Genomic DNA, 23,106 nt, shown 5'->3' with positions numbered 1-23,106 from the left:
TTCCCCCAGTAACATTTTCTTGCCTTTATTTAGTTTTCCATTCCACAACACTCTTTAAAAATAACGTTACAATCGCTAGCATTGCTAAAATGGAAGCGACAGCAAATGCAGCACTGAATTGATATTCATTATATAAAATCTCAACATGGAGAGGGATTGTATTTGTCAAACCTCTAATATGACCAGATACTACAGACACGGCTCCGAACTCCCCCATCGCCCGGGCATTACACAGAATTATCCCATAAAGGAGACCCCATTTTATATTGGGAAGCGTAATGCGGAAAAACATTTGCCAACCGTTCGCTCCTAATATTCGGCCTGCTTGTTCTTCATCTGTACCTTGCTCTTGCATAACAGGAATTAACTCCCTAACAACAAAAGGAAAGGTAACAAATACAGTTGCTAAAATAAGTCCAGGGACGGCAAAAACAATTTTAATATTATTGGCTTCGAGGAAGGGGCCGAGAAATCCCTGTGAACCAAATAAAAGGACAAACACAAGACCAGCGATGACCGGCGAAACAGCAAAAGGAATATCAATGAGTGTGATGAGAAAATTCTTCCCTTTAAATTGAAATTTTGCAATCGCATAAGCAGCTATAACACCGAATATAGTGTTAAGGGGAACAGCAATTGCAGCAACCAGTAAAGTAAGCTTTATCGCTGAACGGGCATCTGGATCCATTAATGAGGCAAAATACAGCTCTGCTCCTTTGCTAAAAGCTTCAGTAAACACCGCGATTAATGGAACAACAATAAACAAAGCTAAAAATGCGAGAGCTACTCCGATCAATCCCCCTTTCCGAAAAGCTTCGAAATTAAAATTCAGACGGTTAATTTTATAAGGTGATTTGATTTTATTCATCTTTTACTCTCTCCTAAACCGTTTCGTACTTCTTCGATATTCTCCACTGCCAGAAGTTAATTAAAAATAAGAGAATAAAGGAAATAACAAGCATAACGGCTGCAACCGCAGCGGCTCCAACATAATCAAACTGCTCCAGCTTAGTGACAATTAATAAAGGTACAATTTCTGTCTTCAACGGCATATTTCCTGATATAAAGACGACCGAACCATATTCTCCCAATGCGCGGGCGAAAGCTAACGAAAAGCCTGTCAAAATAGCTGGAAAAATGGTTGGTAAAATAATTTTCATGAATATTTGCAAAGAATTGGCTCCAAGGGTTGAAGCAGCTTCTTCATACTGTTGATCCAACTCCTGCAATACCGGCTGTACTGACCGAACGACAAATGGCAGTCCAATAAAGATTAATGCAATCATAATACCAAGTGGTGTGAAAGCAACCTTTATTCCGAGTGCTTCAAAGAATCGACCGATCCATCCGTTTGGAGCATAAAGCGTTGTTAAAGCAATGCCTGCCACAGCAGTTGGCAATGCAAAAGGCAAATCAACGATTGCATCAACGATTTTTTTGCCAGTAAATTGATATTTTGCCAGAATCCAAGCTATTAGCGTTCCAAATATCGCATTAATGAAAGCTGCCATAAAAGAGGTAGAAAAGGTTAGTTGAAAGGAGGCCAACACTCTTCGATCCGTAATAATGCTCCAAAAATCATCCCAGCTGATTGCCGCTGCTTTTATGAATAGAAAAGCGATCGGAATGAGAACGATCAGACTTAAATAGACAAGCGTATAACCCATCGACAACCCGAAAGCGGGCAAAACTTGATGATGGCGTTTTTTCTTCTTAAACACGGACTCCCCGCTCCTTCTTTATGGTTGATAAATTTGATCGAAAATTCCTCCATCTGCAAAATGAGTTTGTTGAGCATTTTGCCAACCACCAAATTGTTCATCAATTGTAAAAAGCTCAATTTTGGGGAACTGATCTTCATATTTTTCAACCACTTCTTCTGACCTTGGCCGATAATAGTTTTTAGCGGCGATCTCCTGTCCAGCATCTGAATACAAATAATCAAGATAAGCCTTCGCTACCTCTTCCGTCCCATGTTTTTCCACCGAACTATCAACGATAGTTACAGGTGGTTCTGCCAAAATACTTACAGATGGAATAACAATTTCAAACTTATCTTCACCAAGTTCATTTAATGCTAAAAAAGCTTCATTCTCCCACGCCAGTAAAACATCACCAATTTCTCTTTCAACAAATGTAGTCGTTGCTCCCCGTGCGCCTGAATCTAGAACAGGCACATTTTTAAATAACTTTTGTACAAACTCCCTTGCTTTTTCTTCATTACCGTTATTTTGTTTTAGCGCATACCCCCATGCTGCTAAATAATTCCATCTTGCCCCTCCAGATGTTTTCGGATTCGGGGTAATAACCGAAACATCCTCTTTAATCAAGTCATCCCAATCTATTATATTTTTCGGGTTCCCTGTTCGAACAAGAAATACAATGGTTGAGGTATAAGGAGAGCTATTATGCTCCAATCTTTCCTGCCACTTATCCGCAAGTTTGCCTGCTTCAGCAATAGCATCAATATCATAAGCAAGTGCCAATGTTACGACATCCGCCTCTAGCCCATCAATGACAGAACGAGATTGTTTTCCAGAGCCACCATGCGATTGGTTTATTTTCACCTTTTGCCCGGTTTCCTTTTCCCAATATTCAGCAAAACTTTGATTGAACTCTTCGTACAACTCTCTTGTAGGATCATACGAAACATTTAATAATTCAATTTCTTTACCTTGATTTTCTGACTGTGAATTAGTCGGATCACTTCCGCAACCGCCGATTAATAATAGAAAAATTGATAAATATACGCTGACAAGTATTTTCTTCATTCCCTTACTCTCCCTTTCACTCTTATACTCGTTAGGGCTTTTCAATAGACGATGTGTTATGCTGATGTTGTCCATAAGGCTGCAACATCTGACCTCATATTCCATCGCGTTGGATATGCACTCCATTGCTTAACACAGTCTATCAATAAAAAAAGCCCCAATAATTTTCAAATGTACATGAACGTACTGAAAACTAAAGGGCCTTCGGGTGTCCGATCGGCGTATGATTCATTTTAATACCTCTGTTTTGACTTTTTTCCATTTGGCTGCTGCCTCATCTTTCCTTGAGGTGGGAGACGATATTTTTCCAATCGGTCAATTTGTGTAATTTCAGAATCATGAACAGTAATTTGAACAGTCCCATATTCAAGTCCTTCTAGTAAACTGACTATCTTTTCAATTACTTTTTGATCAAGCGTCCCTTTTAATGGCAACTGAAGCATCTCCTTCCAGCTTTGTCACACGATTTTGCAACAAATCTTCAAGTGTAGTCCGTTCCAAAACATAGGCGATTGTATCTCTAACCAATGTCCACAATGGTTTTAATTGGCAGCCCTCTTCCAGGGCACAAGGTTCATACTTCGTAATCGAAGCACAGCCCATTGGAGATAATGGGCCTTCTAATTGACGAATGACCTCCCCAATATTGATTGTCTCCGCATTCATTTGAAGTATGTATCCTCCCTTTGCTCCCCTTTTGCTTGTTACATACCCAAGCTTTTTTAACTGAAGCAGCAATTGCTCGAGATAATGAATACTGACCAACGTTTTTTCGGCAATTTCTTGTATCCCGATTACTTTGCCTGGGTGATTTCCAAGTAGGATTAACGCTCTTAGTGCATACTCTCCTTTACTTGACACCTTCATCGAATTCCTCCTTGCAATCTTGAGTATTTCAGTCAACATTTGCAGCAAAAATTCCAGCCCATATTGCAATTTTTACTTTTAAAGTATATGCACGAAAGAACAAAAGGACACTTATCCCATTTAAAAGGATAAATGTCCTTCAGTTTATCTGATCAGACAAGCTCAATAAATCCCGATTAATTCCATTGGAATAATATTTATTGATTATCATAATACGGATTTTTAATAAAAGCAATTGTTTTTTTGGAATTTTTCGTTTTTTTAACTGCTTTCTTTTTTAGTTACCATTTCATCCTCCAATTTAAGATACTGGAATTATTGTCAATGTTGATAAATCTCTTCTTTAGAATGGAAACCGTCGGAAATGACAGTTTCGGCAATATTGTTTTTATCAACAGAAATAGGTGGGAGGAGAATGGATGGGACTTCTATTTTTCCATTATTGATTTTTCTCTCCGTTACGATGTTTTCACCTTTTGCCAACCGGACTGCCGCTTTTGCTGCAGCAACAGCTAAAGATTTAATCGGTTTATACACCGTCATCGTTTGAGTTCCATTAACAATCCTTCTGATCGCTGCCAATTCTGCATCTTGACCAGCTACTGGAGTTTTGCCTGCAAGCCCGTGACGAGAAAGAACTTTAACTGCTTCCTCTGCCGTCGCATCATTTCCGGCAAACACTGCATCTATTTCATAATTATTAGCTTTAAGTGCGGCTTCCATATTCGAATAGGCATTCGTCGGAATCCAATTTTTTGTCCATTGGTCATAAACTATCTTGATATCGCCTTTATCGATCAGTGGCTTCAAAACATTAAAAACTCCCTTTTTTAAAAGATGAGCATTATAATCAGTATCAGCTCCGCCTATATAAACATACTTTCCTTTCGGCACGAGAGCGGTAAGTGCCTTTGCCTGCAATTCTCCTACTTTTTCATTATCGAATGAAACATATAAATCAATTTCAGCATTCTTTACAAGACGATCGTATGAAATCACTTTAATTCCTGCGAGATGGGCCTTCTGAACAATGACACCCGCCGCTTCCGCATTATAAGGTACCATTACTAGCACATCTACACCCTGTTTGATCAAGGTTTCTGCTTGAATGATCTGTAAAACCTCATCACCGTTTGCTACCATGATTTCCACTTCGGCTCCAATTTCTTCTACTGCCTCCTTAAACAGTCTTTTATCCTTTAACCAGCGCTCTTCCTCTAACGTATCCATCAGAAACCCCACTTTTATTTTCCTGTCCTCACTTTGAACAGAAGCATCAGCTTCAGGAGGAGATTCTGTTGGATTCGTCATTTGCGGCACAGTTTTCTCGCAAGCTGCGCCAAGGAAAGCAAGGACGATAATGCTCAGGAAGAACATAGGCTTAACAATTCTCTGTTTCATCTACATTCCTCCTACATTAATTATTGGCGGCAAATAAGTTTTTTCTGTAATCCTTTGGCGATATTTTACAGACCTTTTTAAATACTTTACTAAAATAATTAGGCTCGTGATAACCGACCTCATAAGTAATTTCCTTAATACTTTTCTCCGGATCACACATCAATATTTTTGCCTTTTCTATCCGACACTCTGTTAAAAAATCAATATAATTAATCCCTAATTTTTCTTTGAACATTTTACTAATATAGATTGGGCTTAACCCAACCTTCTTTCCTAACGATTCTAAAGAAATATCTTTATGGGAATGCTCCATAATATACTGTTTGAGCTGTCGAATCGTATCGGCTTCGAATTGATCGTAATGCTCAGCATGGGTTTGCTTCATTTTTTCGAGAAGAAGATTAACTTCTGCACGCAATTGACGATAATCCTGAATTTTAAATGAATACAATGGGGTAATCGTTTGAATTCCAATCTCGCTCATAATTCTTGAGATAAGCCAAAGCACTTCCACAACTCTTTGCTGTGTATGAACGATGGGAATTCCTTCTTTTTCATAAGTTTGAATAAAACCCATCACATTCATCTCAACTTTATCCCATTCACCAAGACGAATTTGATCGAAAAACTCCTTTTCCCGTAAAGCCATTATGCTCTTCTCGTTTCCGGCTACCGTCGGCACATCCGAATAAAAACGATATTTATGAGAAAATTTTGTTTCGCTCGTAGCTATTAATGAATCGTGGTAGGATTGTCTTATTTCCTCTAATGAACTGACGACACTCCCTATTCCGATAAACCATTCTTCATGCTCCGATTTCCTGACAGAAAGCAGTTCACGAGCTAGATAAATTGCCTGAGAGCGAAACGTTTTAGCCGGATCTCTAAAGACGATAATCGGAAGCTGTGTTCCATATAAAGCTCCTACCCAACACCCGCCTAATTTTCTTAGCTTCTTTTTAATGAGAGGATATAGATTGTCTTTATCCTGTGGGAGTAATAAACACATCACGAACATTTCATTCGTGGATTTAATATCTAACATTTCCACCAACATGTCTAAGTGAACTTCATGTACGTGATCAAATAAGAGTTGTGTCACAACATCAGTCTCCACAAGGGCTAATGCTTTTTGATATTCCTGCTGCTTTTGTTTGCGCTCTTCTGCCAACCTCTTTTCCTCTTCAATCTGTTGCAATACCTTCCCCACAGTTTGCAATATATCGCTCGCCTTGCTAGGCTTTAATAAATAATCCTTAACCCCGAGCTTGATTGCCTCTCGCAAATATTCAAACATATCATAAGCTGTAACCATGATAAATTTTATATTTTCATGCTTCTTTTGAATGAAAGCAACCGCTTCCAATCCACTCATACCTGGCATTTTAATATCCATTAAAATTAGATCAGGGCAAAAATCCTCTGCCATTTGCACAGCCATTTTACCATTTTTCGCTTGTTCAATTTTAATATTTGGATAAGCCCTCTGCAAAATTGCTTGCATTCCTTCTCTTTCAACTTGTTCATCGTCAACAATTAGGAGCTTTATCATGTTTTTTATCACCCCTTTTTTATTTTGAGCGTAACGGTCGTGCCTTTATTTTCACTGCTCTCAATTGCGATTACATCTTCGTATCCATAAAAAAGTCGCAAGCGTTTTACTACATTACTAAAGCCAATCCCGGTTGAATGTCCTTCAGTTTGAACTTGTTGCTCCCTTAAGATCTGCTCGATTTTTGCCGCAGACATTCCTACTCCATCATCTGCAATGTGAACTTGCACCCAGCCAGGTTGATCTTCAATTTTCAATGAAACCCTACCACCATCTTCCTTTGGCTCCACTGCGTGAATAACGGCATTTTCAATAATCGGCTGTAATGTTAAGGCAGGAATGCGAACATTCAGGCTGGCCTCATCAATTTCTGTCTGAAACGTTAAACGATCTGTGAACCTTGCCTTTTGAATATCCATATACTGTTTTAACACTTCCACTTCTTCCGACAAAGTAACTGAACGATCTAAACGCTTTAAATTATAACGAAGCAATCCTGCTACACTTACAAGCAAATCACTCGTTTGCTCGGAGCCTTCCAAATAAGCCTTTTTCGATAATGTATTAAGTGTGTTAAATAAAAAATGAGGGTTTATTTGACTTTGGAGGCTACGAAACTGGCTTTCCTGTAAAAGTAATTTATTTTGCTGAAGCTCATGTTCAAGCTGTGCTTTTTGTTTAATCTCTAAAATTAAATTATTTATATTGATGCGCATCCGATCGAATGTTTTCGCTAAAAATGCAATTTCATCATTGGCCTCGACATGAATTTTCACGTCAAAATCGCCCCGTGACAATTCATTGGCTGCGTCTGTTAACCTTTGAATCGGTTTTGTGATGCTTAGTGAAAGCCAATATGTGATCATAAGCAGTGCGATCGTAATTAATAAAATGAGCCATATGCCGAGTTTGATTAACTCTTCTGACTGCTGAATGATCGTTCGATAAAAACGATCGTACGTCCTCAGCTCTGTGTCCAGCAAGGTTAATTTCATTTCTGAGATGTAATTAGAAATTCGATTGGCTTCGGAAAACTCTTTGGTAACTGACTCTGAATCATCCCCATTATTGAATAAAATTAATCTGTCAGTCGTCTCAACTAAACTATCCACTAGATTAATATAATTCGTTAAAGCAAATTGATTTTCCTCATTTCTTAAAGGAAATACGTCATATTTTGCTTTTTGAATTTTTTCCTTGCTTAATTCAAGCTTCTGTAAATTTTCTGCAGTTGGACTAAGCATATAGTTATTTAAGTAGGTGACCATTTCTTGACTGACTCTTGTCACTTCATTCATGCTTAAGTACCTTTGTAATATTTCGTTGTAATGATGCTGTGTTTTATAATTGTAATACGTAAGAGTAAACCATATACTTGCCATAATAAAGAGCACAAAGGTTGTCAGCATTAAGATCTTTTTTTGGATACTAATCATCATAGTCCATCGCTTTCACAATCCGAATATCTGTAAAATAACCATCAATATTGAGTGGCATCGTTTCTCCAGTAAGCCAACCCTTTATTAACTGAACGCTTTTTCTTCCCATCATTTCTGGAGTTTGCTCCACTAATCCATCAATTTTTCCTTCTTGAAGAAGCGAAATGGAATCTTGTCCATCATCAAAAGAATAAATATAATAAGGCTCCACTTGAGAACGTTTACTTATTTCTTGAACCAGTGCGGATGCAATATCAGAATTGATCGCAATAATCGCATCAACATCTGGCCATTTATTAAGTATATCCTGCGTTGCGGCAATCACTTCTTCCCGTGAACTTGATGTCTCTGCCTCTACAAGTTGAATCTCCCAATGACTTTCAAGTACTTCCTTCATTCCTTCCAGTCTCTGCAATTGATAAAACTCTTTATCACTATTATACGTAATCAGAACCTTGCCCTTTGATCCCATATCTTTTAATAATTCCTCAGCGATCATCTTTCCTGCTTTATACTGGTCTGAACCAACATAAGTTCTTCTCAAACTTTCTTGAACAGGAACATCATTTGCAACCGTTATAACAGGAATTCCATAAAAAGAAGCTTTAACTTTCGTTAAATATTTAAAATCATCAGAATCAAGCCCTTGAACAATAATCCCATCCACTTTTGAGTGAATGGCAATTTCCAGCTTCTTTAAAAAGTCTTCACGATTATTTCCGTAACTGCCCCAAATTTCGAGTGAAGCGCCTTCCTTTTGAGCCTGATCCATCGCTCCGCTCCCAACCTTATTCCAAAATGGAGTCTCTGTATCTTGTGTAATGAGAACGATCCTATGTTGCAATTTCTCTTGTTCAATAAATTTCGGCATTTGTCTATCTGAGCGAAAAACAATTTCAGATGAAACAAATGTGAGATACAGCAGGAAGGAGAACAGGACAAACAGTAAAATAAAGCCTATTTTTCGCAAAAGCTGATCTCCCCTCATTTTTCCCGCGTTTTCGATAAAACGCTTTCATAATGTAATAGTTTCATTAAGTAAACGACTAGATTTCAGCATCTCTCTTTATCAATAAAGACTGATTTTACTCTCATCATACCACTAACTGGGAATCGACTGAAAGTGTTGGCAAACTTTTATATTTGCGAAATGAATTTCTTGCCTTTTTACTATAGTTATTCAGCTAAACCCTTTACAGACCTCTTCGCTTTGCATCTTCCCCCTCAACTATTACGCAATACCCTTTCGCAGATTGAAAAAGAGCATCCTTTTTTGGATACTCTTTTCTACTCGCCAAGAGTTATCCCAGCGCGCATCTATCTCTTTTTCCTCGTCATCACATCAAATATTACCGCTCCTGCCAATACGCCGCCCCTAATCATGTATTGATAGGAAATACCGACACCGAGCAGATTCATCCCGTTCGTAAGAGAGGCCATGACAATCGCACCGATGATTGCTCCGGTCACTTTGCCGACGCCTCCCGCTGATGATACACCACCTACATACGCAGCAGCAATTGCGTCAAGCTCAAATAAGGTTCCAGCAGTAGTTGTAGCTGACTGTAAGCGAGAGGTAAAAAGAATTCCTGACAATGCTGCAAGCATTCCCATGGAACCAAAGACAATATAAGTGATTTTCTTTACGTTAATTCCGCTTAAATGGGCTGCTTCTGGATTGCTTCCAACTGCATAGATATGCCTTCCGAGTACGGTCTTTGTTGAAAGAAAATGATACACGATAACGACTAATAGCATAATAATGATCGTCCATGAAAAACCATTATAACCTGCTAAAATCCAAGTGATGTAGGCAATAATGGCAGACATAAAGAGCAATTTTAAAATAAATATATTTTTCGAGACGACCTCAAATTGATATTTAATTTTATTTTTGCGGTTGGATATTTCACTATAAATATAGACGATAATCCCAAGTAAGCCAACGATTAAAGAGAGAAAATGCAAACCGTTTATTTGAAAGAGAGATGGGATATACCCATTGCCAATTGCATTAAATTTATCATCTTGGATAATAATCGTTCCTGTTTTTTCTGTCACCTGAAGTAAGGCTCCTCTAAAAATCAGCATCCCCGCCAAAGTTGCGACAAATGCCGGAATTCCTATACTAGCAACTAATAAGCCATTGAATAAACCAATCACAATTCCTAGCCCGAGAATAATGGGAATCGTAACAAAAACGGAAACACCTGCTTGCGTAAGCAAGATGGCAGCAATTGCCCCAAGAAATCCAGCAGCGTAGCCCACTGATAGATCAATGTGGCGAATAACAATTACAAGTGTCATACCTACAGCTAAAACAGCAATATATCCGGCAGAATCAAGAAGATTACTAATGTTTCTAGAAGACATAAACAAACCATTTGTCATGATCGTAAAAGTAAGGATAATCACAACCAAGGCAATATACATTCCATAGTCGCGAATATTATCCTTAATCAAATTTTTTGCTTCATTAATCGTATTCATCGTACTGATTCCTCCTATTGCGTAGCGAGCTGCATAATCTTTTCTTGTGTAGCTTCCCCACTTGCCAGCTCCCCTTTTATTTCTGCCTGGGCCATAACGTATATTCGATCACTCATTCCTAGCACTTCGCCCAATTCTGAGGAAATCATAATAATACTCATTCCCTCTCTTATTAATTTGTTCATTACCGAATAAATTTCAAACTTCGCTCCAACATCAATCCCACGTGTTGGTTCATCCAGTATTAAAAGCTTTGGACTTACAAATAGCCATTTTCCTAGAGAAACCTTTTGTTGATTGCCTCCACTTAAATTTCCAACACTTTGTTCAACAGAGGAAGCTTTTATATAAAGTGATTTTCTGTATTCATCAGCAATTTTTATTTCTTCATTATCGTTGATTAAACCGTTTTGTGAAATCGCTTTTAAATTCGAAGCCGAAATATTATTTTTAATATCTTGGCTTAAGAAGAGCCCATCCCCCTTTCGATCTTCGGTTACATAGGCAATCCCCGCCTTAATCGCCTCATTTGGATGTTTGAATGCACGATGTGAGCCATAAAAAATAAACTCGCCTTGAAGCTTATACCCTTTTGCATTTCCAAAAATGCTTAAGGCAAGCTCTGTTCTCCCTGAACCCATTAATCCTGAAATACCGACTATTTCGCCTTCGTTAACATGCATGTTGATATTTTTAACAATATTTCGACCTAACTGCGGATCATATGCGGACCAATTATGCAGTTCTAAAATTTTCTTACCTATTTTTTGCTCCGGCCTTTTGGGATAAATATCGTTTATCTCCCGGCCAACCATATTTTTAATAATCACCGCCTCTGTAATTTCATCTTTTTTGCTATCTAAAGTACAAATGGTTTGCCCATCACGAAGGACTGTTGCTCTATCGGCAATATGGATCACTTCCTTCAATTTGTGGGAAATCATGATGCAGGTAATTCCTTGTGATTTTAATTCCTGCAACAAATTCAATAGATTCTCACTATCATCCTCATTTAACGCTGCTGTCGGTTCATCTAAAATAAGAAGCTTAACATTTTTACTTAACGCTTTAGCAATCTCGATTAGCTGCCTTTTGCCAACCCCTAAATCCTTTACAAGCGTGTCTGGATTGACATCTAACTTAACTTTATTTAACATCTCCTTCGCTTGGACGATCGTCTGATTCCAATCAATAACTCCACCACGCTTCACTTCATTGCCAGCGAAAATATTCTCATAGACCGTCAGATCTGGAAACAAGGCTAATTCCTGATAGATAATGGCGATACCTGCTTTCACACTATCACTGATTTTATTAAATGTTTGAATTTTTCCTTCAAATATAATATCACCACTATATGTCCCGTATGGATGGACGCCGCTAAGCACTTTCATTAAGGTTGATTTGCCCGCACCATTCTCGCCAATTAAACAGTGAATCTCTCCCTTCTCCACTTTAAAATTGACATCACTAAGTGCCTTAACTCCACTAAACTCCTTGGAGATCTGGTTCATTTCTAAAATGTAGTTCTGCAACCTTAGGTCCCCTCCAATCAATTACAATTCTTGGAAACGGGAATAGTGATAGACGAATCTATCACTATTCCTCAAGCAACATTTATGGTCGAGCTTATAAACCTGTAAATTCACTTGCTTCATAATACTCGGAATCTATTAATTCCTCTTTTACATTTGCTTGATCGACAACAATTACATCTGTTTGTTTCGCTTTTACTTCAATTTCACCATTATCATAGGTACCAGTTGTCTCAGGCGTTTTACCATCAAGAATCTCAACCGCCATACCCATTGCATCCTTAACTAAAGTTCGCACATCTTTAAAGACTGTCATCGACTGTTTTCCGTCAATAATATATTGAATCGAAGCCTTCTCAGCATCTTGACCAGTAATGATATAACTTGAAATCTCAGAGTCTGCGGCAAAGGTATCAGCAATGGAACGAGACGTACCATCATTTGGTGCAAGGATTGCAACATCCCCTTTCATCTCTGCCCCTGCTGCAGTAAGATGTGTTTGTGCTTTATTAATCGCTTCATTAGGGTCCCAGTTAGTCGTGACCTGTCCGAGAATTTTACTCATCTCATCACGAGTCAGCTCAGACTTGTCTTGCAAAGCTGTCGCTTCACTTGAGTTGGCAATTTTAAATGTTCCATCAGCAATTTTCGGCTGAAGGACACTCCATGCTCCCTCAAAAAATAAAAATGCATTATTATCTGAGGCTGCACCGGCGTATAAATAGAGAGGTACACCTGAGCCGTTTGTATTGTCGACTAAGTACTGCGCTTGTGCAGCGCCAACAGCTACACTATCAAAGGTTACATAATAATCAACTGCATCTGTATTCGTAATTAAACGGTCATAGGCAATTACCGTTACACCATCTTTTTTTGCAGCTTCAACCGCAGCCCCTGCTGCCTCGCCATCATGCGGACTAATGATTAACACATCAATCCCTTTATTTAATAATGTTTCAACATTTTCTTTTTCTTTAGCAGAAGAACCTTGGCTGAACAAAATCTCCGTTGTATACTCAGAGTCAGCTAAAGCATCCTTGAAACGTTGTTCATCTTGGACCCATCTAGGCTCATCCTTTGTCGGCAAAACGATCCCTACGCTCACACCTTTGCTGCTGCCGCCAGTGCTACTGCTGTTACATGCAGCTAAAAAAGCCACAACAAAAAACGCAACAAATAAGAAAGAAATGACTTTAAACCCCTTTTTCATCATAAAACTCCTTTCATTTCCCAATATTTTTATTTGGCTTCGCTATTGGCTCATTGTTTGCGAAATCAGGGTATCGAATGAGCGAAACATCACTACTATGATTTAACAAAGCCTTTTTTAATTACAACTAGATTATATCCCTATAACCCAATTATGAAAGCGTTAACAAATGGTAATATTTTGATTACTTCCTATACTTTTTTAACCTTTTATTTAACAACCGCCCTTGAAAAGAGGTAATATAATACTGAAAGCAAAGGAAGGGATGAGGATATATGGAAAGATTAATGTTTATAGAAACTGGCATGGGAATTGATGTCCACGGTCAGGATATTACGACAGCAGCTGTAAGGGCAGTAAAAAATGCGATTCATTTTAACTCGATGCCAGGAATTCGCTCTGTTTTGCCAGATAACAGTCTTGATAATATGAAAGTGAACGTGAAGCTAGCTGTTCCATGTGATAAAGATAAGCTCAATATTGAAGATGTGAAAGCAACATTGCCATATGGACAAGTTACAGTGGAAATTATGGATGGTGGCATGCTTACTACTAGTGGAATCGTTCTTGAAGAAAAGGGCGATAAAAATGATTTAATGTACATAGTTGTCGCTTCCGTTGAAGTTGGTTATTAATTTTGGAAAAACCAAAAAGCAAGAGAAAAACACGTTATTTTCTCTTGCTTTTTTAAATGGATATTTTTTTGTTGAAAAGGTTTCACCCGAAATAAACGAAAAATCGGTAATCAACAATGTAATTTATCTAGGCCGCTGAAAAATCCGCCTTCAATACAAATGACAAAAAGTTGGAAATTCAGAGTGAGTTTGATGGATAAGTCTGACTTAATGGCCGAATGGTTCCTCTATTCGGACTGAAACTTGACAGTAAAACGGTCTTGGCGCAGAATAATCGCTCTATTCGGACTGAACGTACAAGCAAATCCCTCCAAACAGACAAATGTCCAAAACCATCTCTTGTTGCAACTCAAGATTTTGCTAAAAAATTGACTTTGGGTGCATTCTTGTCTGAATCGTCTTTCTTATACAGATGGCAAGCCACATAATGATCCTGCTCTATTTCCTGCCAATTAGGTTTTATTTGAGAGCAAACCTCCATAGCCTCAGGGCAACGGGTCCTAAATACACAACCGCTTGGCGGTTCAATTGGACTTGGAATATCACCTTCTAAAATAATACGCTCACGTGTATCCTCTATATCTGGATCAGGAATTGGAATAGCCGATAACAATGCTTTTGTATACGGATGAAGCGGGTTTTTGTAAAGTTGCTTACTTATTGTCTGTTCAACAAGATGGCCTAAATACATAACACCAATACGATCGCTAATTTGTTTAACCATTGACAGGTCGTGAGCAATAAATAAATATGTTAATCCTTTTTCTTTTTGCAGCCTTTTTAACAGATTGACAACTTGTGCTTGAACGGAAACATCTAAAGCAGAAATTGGTTCGTCTGCGATGATAAAGTCTGGATCCAAAGCCAAAGCGCGAGCAATCCCTATTCTTTGCCTCTGTCCACCACTAAACTCATGTGGATAACGATTGGCATGTTCGCGATTTAAGCCCACATCCTCCAGCAATTGATAAACTCGTTCTAGTCGTTCCAGCTTATTCGCATATAACCCATGAACCTCCATCGGCTCTGAAATGATTTCCTGTACAGTCGACCTCGGATTTAACGAAGCATATGGATCTTGAAAAATCATCTGCATTTTTTGATGCAATTTAAACTTTTCCATTTTAGTGAGCGTATGGACGTTTTGTCCGCTAAACTTAACCTCTCCATCTGTTTGTTCGTATAAACCAATAATTGTCCGTCCGGCAGTTGATTTGCCACAGCCTGATTCACCGACAACTCCAAAGGTCTCTCCTTTATGAATATGAAAAGAGACTCCGTCAACCGCTTTTAGAACTGTTCTTTTTGAAAGTGGAAAATACTTTTTCAGGTTTTTTACCTCAAGCAGAATCTCTTTTTTCATTTTTCATTCCTCCGCATCACCAATAGCGCCTTGCTGCACACAGTTCTTTTTCATAAAAAGTATCCTTCAGTTCAATGATTTCAATTACTTTTCCAGTCTTTGGCGAATGCAGCATCTTCCCATCACCATAATAGATGCCGACATGATGTATTTTTCCTTTTCCTTCTTCATAAGCAAAGAAAAGGAGATCCCCTGGCTCAAGCTCAGATAATTTCACCGGGACTCCATCCTGAGACTGATCCACTGCATCACGAGGGATTATGTATCCATTAGCTTTACACATATTGTAGGTAAAGCCAGAGCAATCATATCCAAAGCTGCTCATTCCACCCCAAAGATATGGTAAATGTAAAAATTTTTCCCCTTCTATAACGATGTCTCTGCCTGTGCGTTTTGTTTGTTCAGACTGGGGAGTGACCAGCGCTACATCAACCTTTTTTAACAAGCCTAACCCTATTGGTGTCCGTACCTTCACCCATTCCCCTTCATGACGAAGTAAAGGTAATCTTGTTTGGTAGCTTAATAGGGTGACACATCTCTCCTCAACATCGTAAAGCGTTGCTTTATTGCTTCTTACTACAGCGATTGCACCGTTTTCCACTTCCCAATCCTCAATCTGAACCAATTGTCCTTTTGGTATCCAGCCTGGATAACCTCGCTCGTCTTTCGATGTAGGCTGACTCGGCACCAATACCTTTAACCACTCAGCTTTCTCCTCTAGCACTTGTACTTTTTCACCAAATAAAACCTGTGTTTGCACTAGATTTGCCTGGTGAAGTTCCAATAATTCCCCATAGGATTGCCCTTCAATCCAGTCTTGGATATCTACTGGGTTCGTAATCGCCTTTTTATCAAGGGGACGAGGTGAACTAGGCAATGTCCATATTGTCGCAACTGGCACATTGACTACCCAATTGTTATTCATCTCAGCCATCTCCCTTCACCATTATTTGTGAAATGCCTAATCCAACTTCTTTTGGAAAAGTAATCCTCCTTCCATTGTAAATTAGGCCTCCTTTTACAATTTCTTTGGCAAGCATAAGCGGAGCATCAAAATCGTAGCGCGTAATATTCTTTTTACTTGCTGCAAAATGAGCAGCCGCTGTAATACCGAGACGGGTTTCAATCATACTTCCAACCATGCATTCTACACCACTGACTTCCGCCAATTGGTTAATAATAGTAGCTTGATAGATTCCCCCCGCTTTCATTAATTTAATATTAATTAAATCAGCACTTCTTGTTTTCACTACTTCCAATGCCTGTTTAGCCGTAAAAACACTTTCATCCGCCATAATCAATGTATCTACCGAATCTGTTACTTTTTTTAATCCTTCTAAATCATGGGCCTTTACTGGCTGCTCTACCAGTTCAATATTTAAATCCAAGTCTTCCATTTCGCGAATCGTTCTTATTGCATCCTTTGCTTTCCAGCCTTGATTGGCATCGAGTCGAATCTTAATGTCTTTTCCGATACGTTTTCTTATTTCAATGATTCTTCTGAGATCAGTTGCTGCATCATCCTTGCCAACTTTGACCTTTAAAACATTAAAACCTTGCTGAATGTAATGAACGGCATCTTCTCCCATTTCTTCCGGTCCGTTCACGCTTACGGTAAAATCCGTTTCAACTTCATCCCTATACCCTCCGAGAAATTGATAAAGGGGCATTTTGCAATATTGTGCTAAGCAATCATACATCGCCATATCAATTGCCGCTTTTGCACTTGAATTCCCGACGAGAATATCCTGTAACCCTTGAAAGAGAGCTTCATAGTTGAGGAGATTTTTATTTTGTAAAAACGGCTTCATGATATGTTCAATTGCCGCTTCAATACTCGCAAGGCTATCACCGGTAATGACATGAGTCGGAGGTGCTTCTCCCCATCCACTGATCCCATTGTCGCAAATCATTTCAACAATGATTGACTCAGCGACTGTAACCGTTCTTAGTGCCGTTTTAAAAGGTTTGTAGAGAGGGACGGCTACTTTAAACGTTTTTATCTCAACAATTTTCATCGCTACCATCCTTTTTTCTCGGACGTGATAGAAAAGGGATGCCTTGAAAGAACATCCCTTCTTATCATATTTATTGCTTATCTGCCCATTTGAATTCAATATACCCAACAGGATGACGAATAACACCTGTTACCGCATCATTCTGTAAATATGGTTGGTTATAATAATAGAGTGGAAAGATAGGCGCTTCTTCCATTAAAATTTGTTCTGCCTTATAGAGGAGCTCAAAACGCTTTTCTTCCTCTGCCTCATTTTTCGCATCTGTGATTAATTGATCGTATTCAGCATTGCTCCAACCAGTACGATTCATCGAATGACCTGTTTGAAAACTTTCCAGAGAATTAATCGGATCGGCAAAATCGTTTAAGAATGAGCTTCTTGAAAGTTGGTACTTTAATTGTTTTTGCTCATCTAAAAATACGCTTGACTCTACACTTTCAAGCTTCACATCAACACCTAACGTCTCTTTAAACATCGGTTGAAGCGCTTCGGCAATCTTCTTGTGCTGTTCACTTGAACTATATGTTAAAACCACTTCTGGAAGGGTATCATAGCCCTCTTCTTCCATCCCTTTTTCAAGCAATGCCTTTGCTTCTTCAATATTTGTTTTAAGAAGGTCCCCGTTTGTCTCGCGAAAATCCTGACCGTTGGCATCTGTGAATCCTGGTGAAACAAAGCCATATGCTGGTTGTTCACGATTTTTCGTTACAAAATCAACAATTTGCTGTTGATCGACTGCCAGTGCAAAAGCTTTACGAATATTTTTATTTTGGAAAGGTTCCTGAGAAACATTAAACCTAAAAAAGTACAGTCCTGCCTGATCAACAATGTCGACTTCACCTTCTTCAAAGAGCTTTTCACTCAGTTCTGCGGGTACATCAGATGAATCTAACTCCCCTGATTGATACATTTGATATTCAGTATTTGAATCATCAACCATTGCCCAATGAATTTTATCGACTTTGACCGTTTCAGCATCCCAATATTGTTCATTCCTTTCCATAACAAGATGACTATCATGCTGCCATTCAGTTAGTTTAAATGGTCCATTCCCAACAAATGTCGCTGCTTCAGCAAACCATTGTGGATTATCTGCTGCAACTTTTTCGTTAATCGGAAAGAATGTTGGGAGTGAAATAATGTTTAAAAAATATGCTTGCGGACTTGTTAACGTTACCTCTAAAGTTTTTTCGTCTAATGCCTTAACAGCAACGTCCTCCGCTGATCCTTCTCCGCTATTGTAGCTTTCTGCCCCTTCGATTAAATAAGCCAAAAAAGCCGATGAAGCTGCTAGCTCCGGGTCTAATGCCCGCTTCCAAGCAAATTCAAAATCACCTGCCGTGACATCATCCCCATTCGACCATTTTGCATCATCACGAATATGAAATGTATAGGTTTTTCCATCTTCCGAGACATCCCAATTCTCCGCAATGGCAGGCTGTGGAAGATGTTCTTCATTTAAGCGGGTAAGTCCCTCCATAATGTTATTCAATGGACTCCATGACACAGCATTAAATCCCACTGGTGGATCAAATGTCGTTGGCTCCTCTCCATTATTCCAATAAATCACTTTTTCACTTGTTTCTTCCTGCCTGTTTTCATCAGAGTCACCATCGGTCTCAGTACCAGCATCTTCTCGTGCCGTACAGGCTGCAAGTAAGAAGATTAAAAGAATAGCCATTAAAAATTGTGACGAGCGTTTTTTCATTTGTTTTCCCCCTTACTTTCTATAAAAATATATAACTTCTAGAGAAAAACTAATTCTCCAAAAGAAGCTACCGTTGTGAAGCAAGCATCTGTTTTGCCCGTTCGTCCTGAAGCCAGCAATTTACGTGGTGTTCTTTCCCATATTTCGTTTTTAACGGATAAACTTTATCACACACTTCCATTGCATATTGACATCTGGCTACAAATGGACAGCCAGGCGGTGGAGCAAATAAATCGGGAGGTGAACCAGCAATTGGAATCAGCTCTGCATTTTCTAAATCCAAGCGAGGAACAGAATTTAACAATCCTTTCGTGTAGGGATGTTGAGGCTTATAAAAAATATCCCTTCTTGTTCCCGTCTCTACCACTTTTCCGGCATACATAACTGCTATTCGATCTGCAACTTGAGCAACTACACCTAAATCATGAGTAATGAGAATAATCGACACTCCTGTTTTCTTTTGAATATCTCTAAACAAATCAAGAATTTGAGCTTGAATGGTTACATCGAGCGCTGTCGTCGGTTCATCTGCAATCATCACTTCAGGTTCACAAACCAACGCCAGCGCTATGACAATTCTTTGTCTCATTCCCCCGCTAAACTGGTGAGGATACTGTTTTAGACGACTTTCCGTACTGGGTATTCCAACTAAGCGCATCATTTCCAGCGCCTTTTTCTGCGCTTCACTCCGTGAAATTTTCTGATGCTGAATGATTCCCTCAACCAGTTGAGTTCCGATCGTCAAAGTTGGATTCAAAGCAGTCATTGGATCTTGAAAGATCATCGAAATATCGGCCCCGCGAATTTTACGCAAATCCTTATCCTTCAATGCCGCTAAATTACTTCCTTTAAAAAGAATCTTTCCATCTGTTATTTTCCCTGGTGGATTTGGAATTAAGCCCATAATACTTTTGGCAGTCACACTTTTCCCACAACCGGATTCGCCAACAATCGCAAGCGTTTCCCCTTTATATAAATCAAAGCTAACACCGCGAACTGCTTGAACCTCTCCACCAAATGTTGTAAAGGAAACATGCAGTCCCTTTACTTCAAGAATTTTCCCCATGATGATTACCTCCTTAACTTCGGATCTAATGCGTCTTGTAATCCATCTCCCAAAACATTAAAAGAAAACATTGTTAAAGAGATGAAAAATGCAGGAAAAAACAGACGCCACCAATCTCCTGAAAGAATGACAGGCAATGCATCACTTGCCATTGAGCCCCAGCTCGCTAACGGAGGCTGGATACCAATTCCAAGGAAGCTAAGGAAAGCTTCAGCGAAAATAGCTGAAGGTACCGTCAATGTCATTTGAACGATAATCGGACCCATCGTATTCGGAAGAAGGTTTCTGCGAATGATTCTAGACGTTTTCGTACCAAAGGTTTGCGATGCAAGGACAAATTCATAGTTTTTGATTTGCAGAACTTGTCCTCTTACCATCCTGGCCATTCCTACCCAGCCTGTAATGGAAATGGCAAAAATGATCGAAAACAACCCGGGCTCCAGAACAACACTTACTAAAATAACTACTAATAAATAGGGAAGACCGTAAAGAATTTCTACAAAACGCATCATGTAATGGTCGATCTTTCCACCTTTATAGCCTGCAATTCCTCCATATGTAACGCCAATGATAAAGTCGATGAGCGCTGCAACAACACCAACAAAGAGTGAAATTCGCGCCCCTTCCCATGTTCTCGAAAAAACGTCACGTCCTAACTCATCGGTGCCAAACCAGTGCTCAGACGAAGGAGGCAAATTTTGTTGTTGAAGCACTTGATGGGTTGCGGAATGAGGCGAGATGATCGGTCCAAAAATAGCCATAAATACTAGTAAAATTAGACAAACCAAACCAACCATCGCCAGTTTGTTCTTGAGCAAACGACGCCACGCATCCTTCCAATATGACACACTTGGCCGAATGACAGTCTCCGCTTCTCCTAATGTTCTTTTTTTAGGTACGAACCACTCATCCATAACGCCGGCTCGTTGACTCTCTTGCTGCTTCGGTGCTTCCATCATTTCGCCTCCTTCTTGTGCAGCTTAATTCTAGGGTCGAGAAGACCGTAGGCAACATCCACTAAAAATAAGAGAAAAATTAATAATGTGCTGTAAAAGATCGTTGTTCCCATAATAACCGGATAATCGCGGTTATTAATGCTGTCAACAAAATACTTGCCCATTCCTGGGATCGCAAAAATCTTTTCAATTACGAAGGTCCCTGTTAATATTCCTGCAGCCAGTGAGCCGAGCACAGTGACAACTGGGAGCAGGGCGTTTTTCAAAGCATGCTTTAAGACAATTTTTGCAGGAGTCAACCCTTTCGCTTTTGCCGTTAAAATATAATCCTGAGTCAATACTTCCAACATACTTGAGCGGGTTAAGCGGGCAATAATGGCCATTGGACCAGTGGCGAGAGCTAAGGTCGGCAGCACCATATGCCTCCAGCTTTTCCACGTCGCAACAGGCAATAGTTCCCAATTGACGGCAACCTGTTGAATAAGTAAGGTTGCAAAAACAAAGTTTGGAATTGAGATCCCTAAAACGGCAATCGTCATCGCCATATAATCAATAAGCCCATTATGGCGAAGGGCAGCAAGGACTCCCAACGTTATTCCTGAAAGAATCGCTACCGTTAAAGTTACGAATCCAAGCTCAAATGAGACGGGAAAACCTCTGCCCAACAATTCATTAACCGTCTGCGAGGATTTTTTTATTGACGGACCAAAATCAAACTGAATAACAGATTTTAAATATTCTATGTATTGGACTGGAACAGGCTTGTCTAAATTAAAATGGGCTTCCAAATTCTTCTGAACTGCCTCGCTTGTGCTCCTTTCCTCATTAAAGGGAGAACCAGGAAGAGCGTGCATCAGAAAAAAGGTTAATGTAATAATAAGCCACAAAGTAATCAGCATAGCGATGAAGCGTTTTACTAAATATTTCGTCATTGTCTCACTCCCTAACAGAAATCGGTATGCATCGCTAACTCAGTCATAACAAGCATTGCTTGATAGGCTTCTAATATATTTTTTGCTTGATAACGCACAATGGTTGAATTTGCTTCAATTTCTGTTCCTGGCATTAAATGGGCCCATTCAGCCTGCCCGTAATTGGCGAATTCAATTCGTAATAAAGGAGCTTCTGGAGGGATGAGTGGTTTAACCAACGCTCTATTTTTCAAAGCGATTTCTGTCTTTTCTTTTAAAAGTTGGCCAGCCTTTGTTGGGGTAAGAGTTTTTACTGCAGAGCGTGTAATCGTTTCTTTCACTACGGCTGTCGTTACGTTAGGAATTAATTCTTCAGCTTCTTTCGCAGCCTGATCATCACCTGCGACCATTAAAACAGGAACACCGTAGTAACCGGCGACATAGGCATTAAAGCCCAGTTCACCAACAGGAATATCATTTATGTAAAAATGTCGAACGCCAAAAATCATCGAATGACTCATAACGCCTTTCATGGAAGCTCGGGCGTGATAACCGACAAAGATTGCCCCAGAAAAACTGTTATCTAAACCTTCAACCATTGAAAAAGGTTTAACACCACCATTGATTAACTGTGTTTCTGGATGAAGTTTTTCTACTAGTAAATTATTCATTTTGGAATGGCTATCATTAACGATTACTTCTTTACAGCCTTGCTCGAAAGCCGTAGTAATTACATAATTGGCTTCATCTGTCATGATTTGGCGCGAACGCTCATAATTATGGGCAGAGGAGTCAACATGAGTATAATCTACTAATCCCGTTATTCCTTCCATATCAACGGACATATAAAGTTTCATACACGAACCCCTTTTTAAAATTATTTTAATATTTTTAATTATTATAAATTATAGAATTATCTTATTCAATGAAATAAAAATAAAATAACTAATTTTTCTAAAAAATTTGAATATAAAGACCTATACTATAAGCTATAGGTCCTAACTTCTCGACAACTTTATAGTTTTCAACCAATGGATGAATGGGAAATCGATATTTGCTTCGCGATTCCCGTACTAACAATTTTGTTATAACTGGTATTTCTCTTCATCATTTTTATTTAGGCTTTGTTAAACAGAATTTTTTGATAAAAATCAATACCGACATTTAACAAAACTTGATTTTAA

Annotated in this window: 21 protein-coding genes; 1 reads left to right on the top strand and 20 read right to left on the bottom strand. The window is 39.0% G+C overall.

What is annotated here, in order from left to right; genetic code table 11:
* Positions 1-25: 25 nt before the first annotated feature.
* The 12 genes from cysW to FCJ93_RS00955 form a co-directional block, all read right to left on the bottom strand.
* Positions 26-868 (bottom strand): sulfate ABC transporter permease subunit CysW, encoded by an 843-nt coding sequence (cysW, locus tag FCJ93_RS01010; RefSeq protein ID WP_095310941.1) that lies wholly within the window; start codon positions 866-868, stop codon positions 26-28.
* A gap of 13 nt (positions 869-881) precedes the next feature.
* Positions 882-1,721, bottom strand: coding sequence for a sulfate ABC transporter permease subunit CysT (cysT, locus tag FCJ93_RS01005; RefSeq protein WP_095310943.1), 840 nt, complete (start codon positions 1,719-1,721; stop codon positions 882-884).
* An 18-nt stretch (positions 1,722-1,739) separates the two neighbouring features.
* Positions 1,740-2,771, bottom strand: coding sequence for a sulfate ABC transporter substrate-binding protein (locus FCJ93_RS01000; RefSeq protein WP_095310945.1), 1,032 nt, complete (start codon positions 2,769-2,771; stop codon positions 1,740-1,742).
* A gap of 233 nt (positions 2,772-3,004) precedes the next feature.
* Complete coding sequence (locus FCJ93_RS00995) at positions 3,005-3,214, bottom strand: YezD family protein (protein ID WP_373315038.1); 210 nt, start codon at positions 3,212-3,214, stop codon at positions 3,005-3,007.
* Entirely contained in the window at positions 3,183-3,638 is a 456-nt protein-coding gene (locus tag FCJ93_RS00990) for an RrF2 family transcriptional regulator (protein WP_095310949.1), read from the bottom strand. The genes FCJ93_RS00995 and FCJ93_RS00990 overlap by 32 nt, the downstream gene beginning before the upstream one ends.
* Before the next feature lie 321 nt (positions 3,639-3,959).
* Entirely contained in the window at positions 3,960-5,039 is a 1,080-nt protein-coding gene (locus tag FCJ93_RS00985) for a sugar ABC transporter substrate-binding protein (protein WP_095310951.1), read from the bottom strand.
* A gap of 16 nt (positions 5,040-5,055) precedes the next feature.
* Positions 5,056-6,591 carry a response regulator gene (locus FCJ93_RS00980; RefSeq protein ID WP_095310953.1) on the bottom strand — a complete coding sequence of 512 codons (1,536 nt, stop codon included), beginning with the start codon at positions 6,589-6,591 and terminating at the stop codon, positions 5,056-5,058.
* A gap of 8 nt (positions 6,592-6,599) precedes the next feature.
* The gene (locus FCJ93_RS00975) at positions 6,600-8,027 is read right to left on the bottom strand and encodes a sensor histidine kinase (RefSeq protein WP_095311126.1); all 1,428 of its coding nucleotides are present in this window, start codon (positions 8,025-8,027) and stop codon (positions 6,600-6,602) included.
* A complete protein-coding gene (locus tag FCJ93_RS00970; RefSeq protein ID WP_137742751.1) occupies positions 8,020-9,000 on the bottom strand; it encodes a sugar ABC transporter substrate-binding protein in 981 nt (326 codons plus the stop codon). The genes FCJ93_RS00975 and FCJ93_RS00970 overlap by 8 nt, the downstream gene beginning before the upstream one ends.
* 347 nt (positions 9,001-9,347) lie before the next feature.
* On the bottom strand, positions 9,348-10,520 hold the full coding sequence (locus FCJ93_RS00965; RefSeq protein ID WP_095310957.1) for a sugar ABC transporter permease: 1,173 nt from the start codon (positions 10,518-10,520) through the stop codon (positions 9,348-9,350).
* A 14-nt stretch (positions 10,521-10,534) separates the two neighbouring features.
* Positions 10,535-12,055: a sugar ABC transporter ATP-binding protein gene (locus FCJ93_RS00960; RefSeq protein WP_095310959.1), complete on the bottom strand. Its 1,521-nt coding sequence runs from the start codon at positions 12,053-12,055 to the stop codon at positions 10,535-10,537.
* Positions 12,056-12,149: 94 nt separating this feature from the next.
* Complete coding sequence (locus FCJ93_RS00955) at positions 12,150-13,265, bottom strand: sugar ABC transporter substrate-binding protein (RefSeq protein WP_095310961.1); 1,116 nt, start codon at positions 13,263-13,265, stop codon at positions 12,150-12,152.
* 275 nt (positions 13,266-13,540) lie between these two features.
* Between FCJ93_RS00955 and FCJ93_RS00950 the strand changes: the two genes are divergently transcribed.
* On the top strand, positions 13,541-13,900 hold the full coding sequence (locus FCJ93_RS00950) for a Lin0512 family protein (RefSeq protein WP_095310963.1): 360 nt from the start codon (positions 13,541-13,543) through the stop codon (positions 13,898-13,900).
* Between the two features lie 349 nt (positions 13,901-14,249).
* On the opposite strand, the gene FCJ93_RS00945 is transcribed toward FCJ93_RS00950, so the two are convergent.
* The 8 genes from FCJ93_RS00945 to FCJ93_RS00910 form a co-directional block, all read right to left on the bottom strand.
* Entirely contained in the window at positions 14,250-15,263 is a 1,014-nt protein-coding gene (locus tag FCJ93_RS00945; protein WP_095310965.1) for an ABC transporter ATP-binding protein, read from the bottom strand.
* Between the two features lie 16 nt (positions 15,264-15,279).
* Entirely contained in the window at positions 15,280-16,188 is a 909-nt protein-coding gene (locus FCJ93_RS00940; RefSeq protein WP_095310967.1) for a C40 family peptidase, read from the bottom strand.
* A 1-nt stretch (position 16,189) separates the two neighbouring features.
* On the bottom strand, positions 16,190-17,281 hold the full coding sequence (locus tag FCJ93_RS00935; protein WP_095310969.1) for a dipeptide epimerase: 1,092 nt from the start codon (positions 17,279-17,281) through the stop codon (positions 16,190-16,192).
* Positions 17,282-17,351: 70 nt separating this feature from the next.
* The gene (locus FCJ93_RS00930) at positions 17,352-18,989 is read right to left on the bottom strand and encodes a peptide ABC transporter substrate-binding protein (protein ID WP_095310971.1); all 1,638 of its coding nucleotides are present in this window, start codon (positions 18,987-18,989) and stop codon (positions 17,352-17,354) included.
* 67 nt (positions 18,990-19,056) lie between these two features.
* Entirely contained in the window at positions 19,057-20,055 is a 999-nt protein-coding gene (locus tag FCJ93_RS00925) for an ABC transporter ATP-binding protein (RefSeq protein WP_095310973.1), read from the bottom strand.
* Positions 20,056-20,060: 5 nt separating this feature from the next.
* Positions 20,061-21,014, bottom strand: a complete 954-nt coding sequence (locus FCJ93_RS00920; protein WP_373315037.1) for an ABC transporter permease — start codon at positions 21,012-21,014, stop codon at positions 20,061-20,063.
* On the bottom strand, positions 21,011-21,943 hold the full coding sequence (locus FCJ93_RS00915; protein WP_095310978.1) for an ABC transporter permease: 933 nt from the start codon (positions 21,941-21,943) through the stop codon (positions 21,011-21,013). Before FCJ93_RS00915 ends, FCJ93_RS00920 begins: the two co-directional genes overlap by 4 nt.
* An 11-nt stretch (positions 21,944-21,954) precedes the next feature.
* On the bottom strand, positions 21,955-22,779 hold the full coding sequence (locus tag FCJ93_RS00910) for a M55 family metallopeptidase (protein WP_095310980.1): 825 nt from the start codon (positions 22,777-22,779) through the stop codon (positions 21,955-21,957).
* Between the last annotated feature and the right edge of the window lie 327 nt (positions 22,780-23,106).

The organism is Robertmurraya siralis (assembly GCF_005502275.1).
Lineage (GTDB): Bacteria > Bacillota > Bacilli > Bacillales > Cytobacillaceae > Robertmurraya > Robertmurraya siralis.
This window is presented reverse-complemented; position numbering and strand designations above follow the sequence as displayed.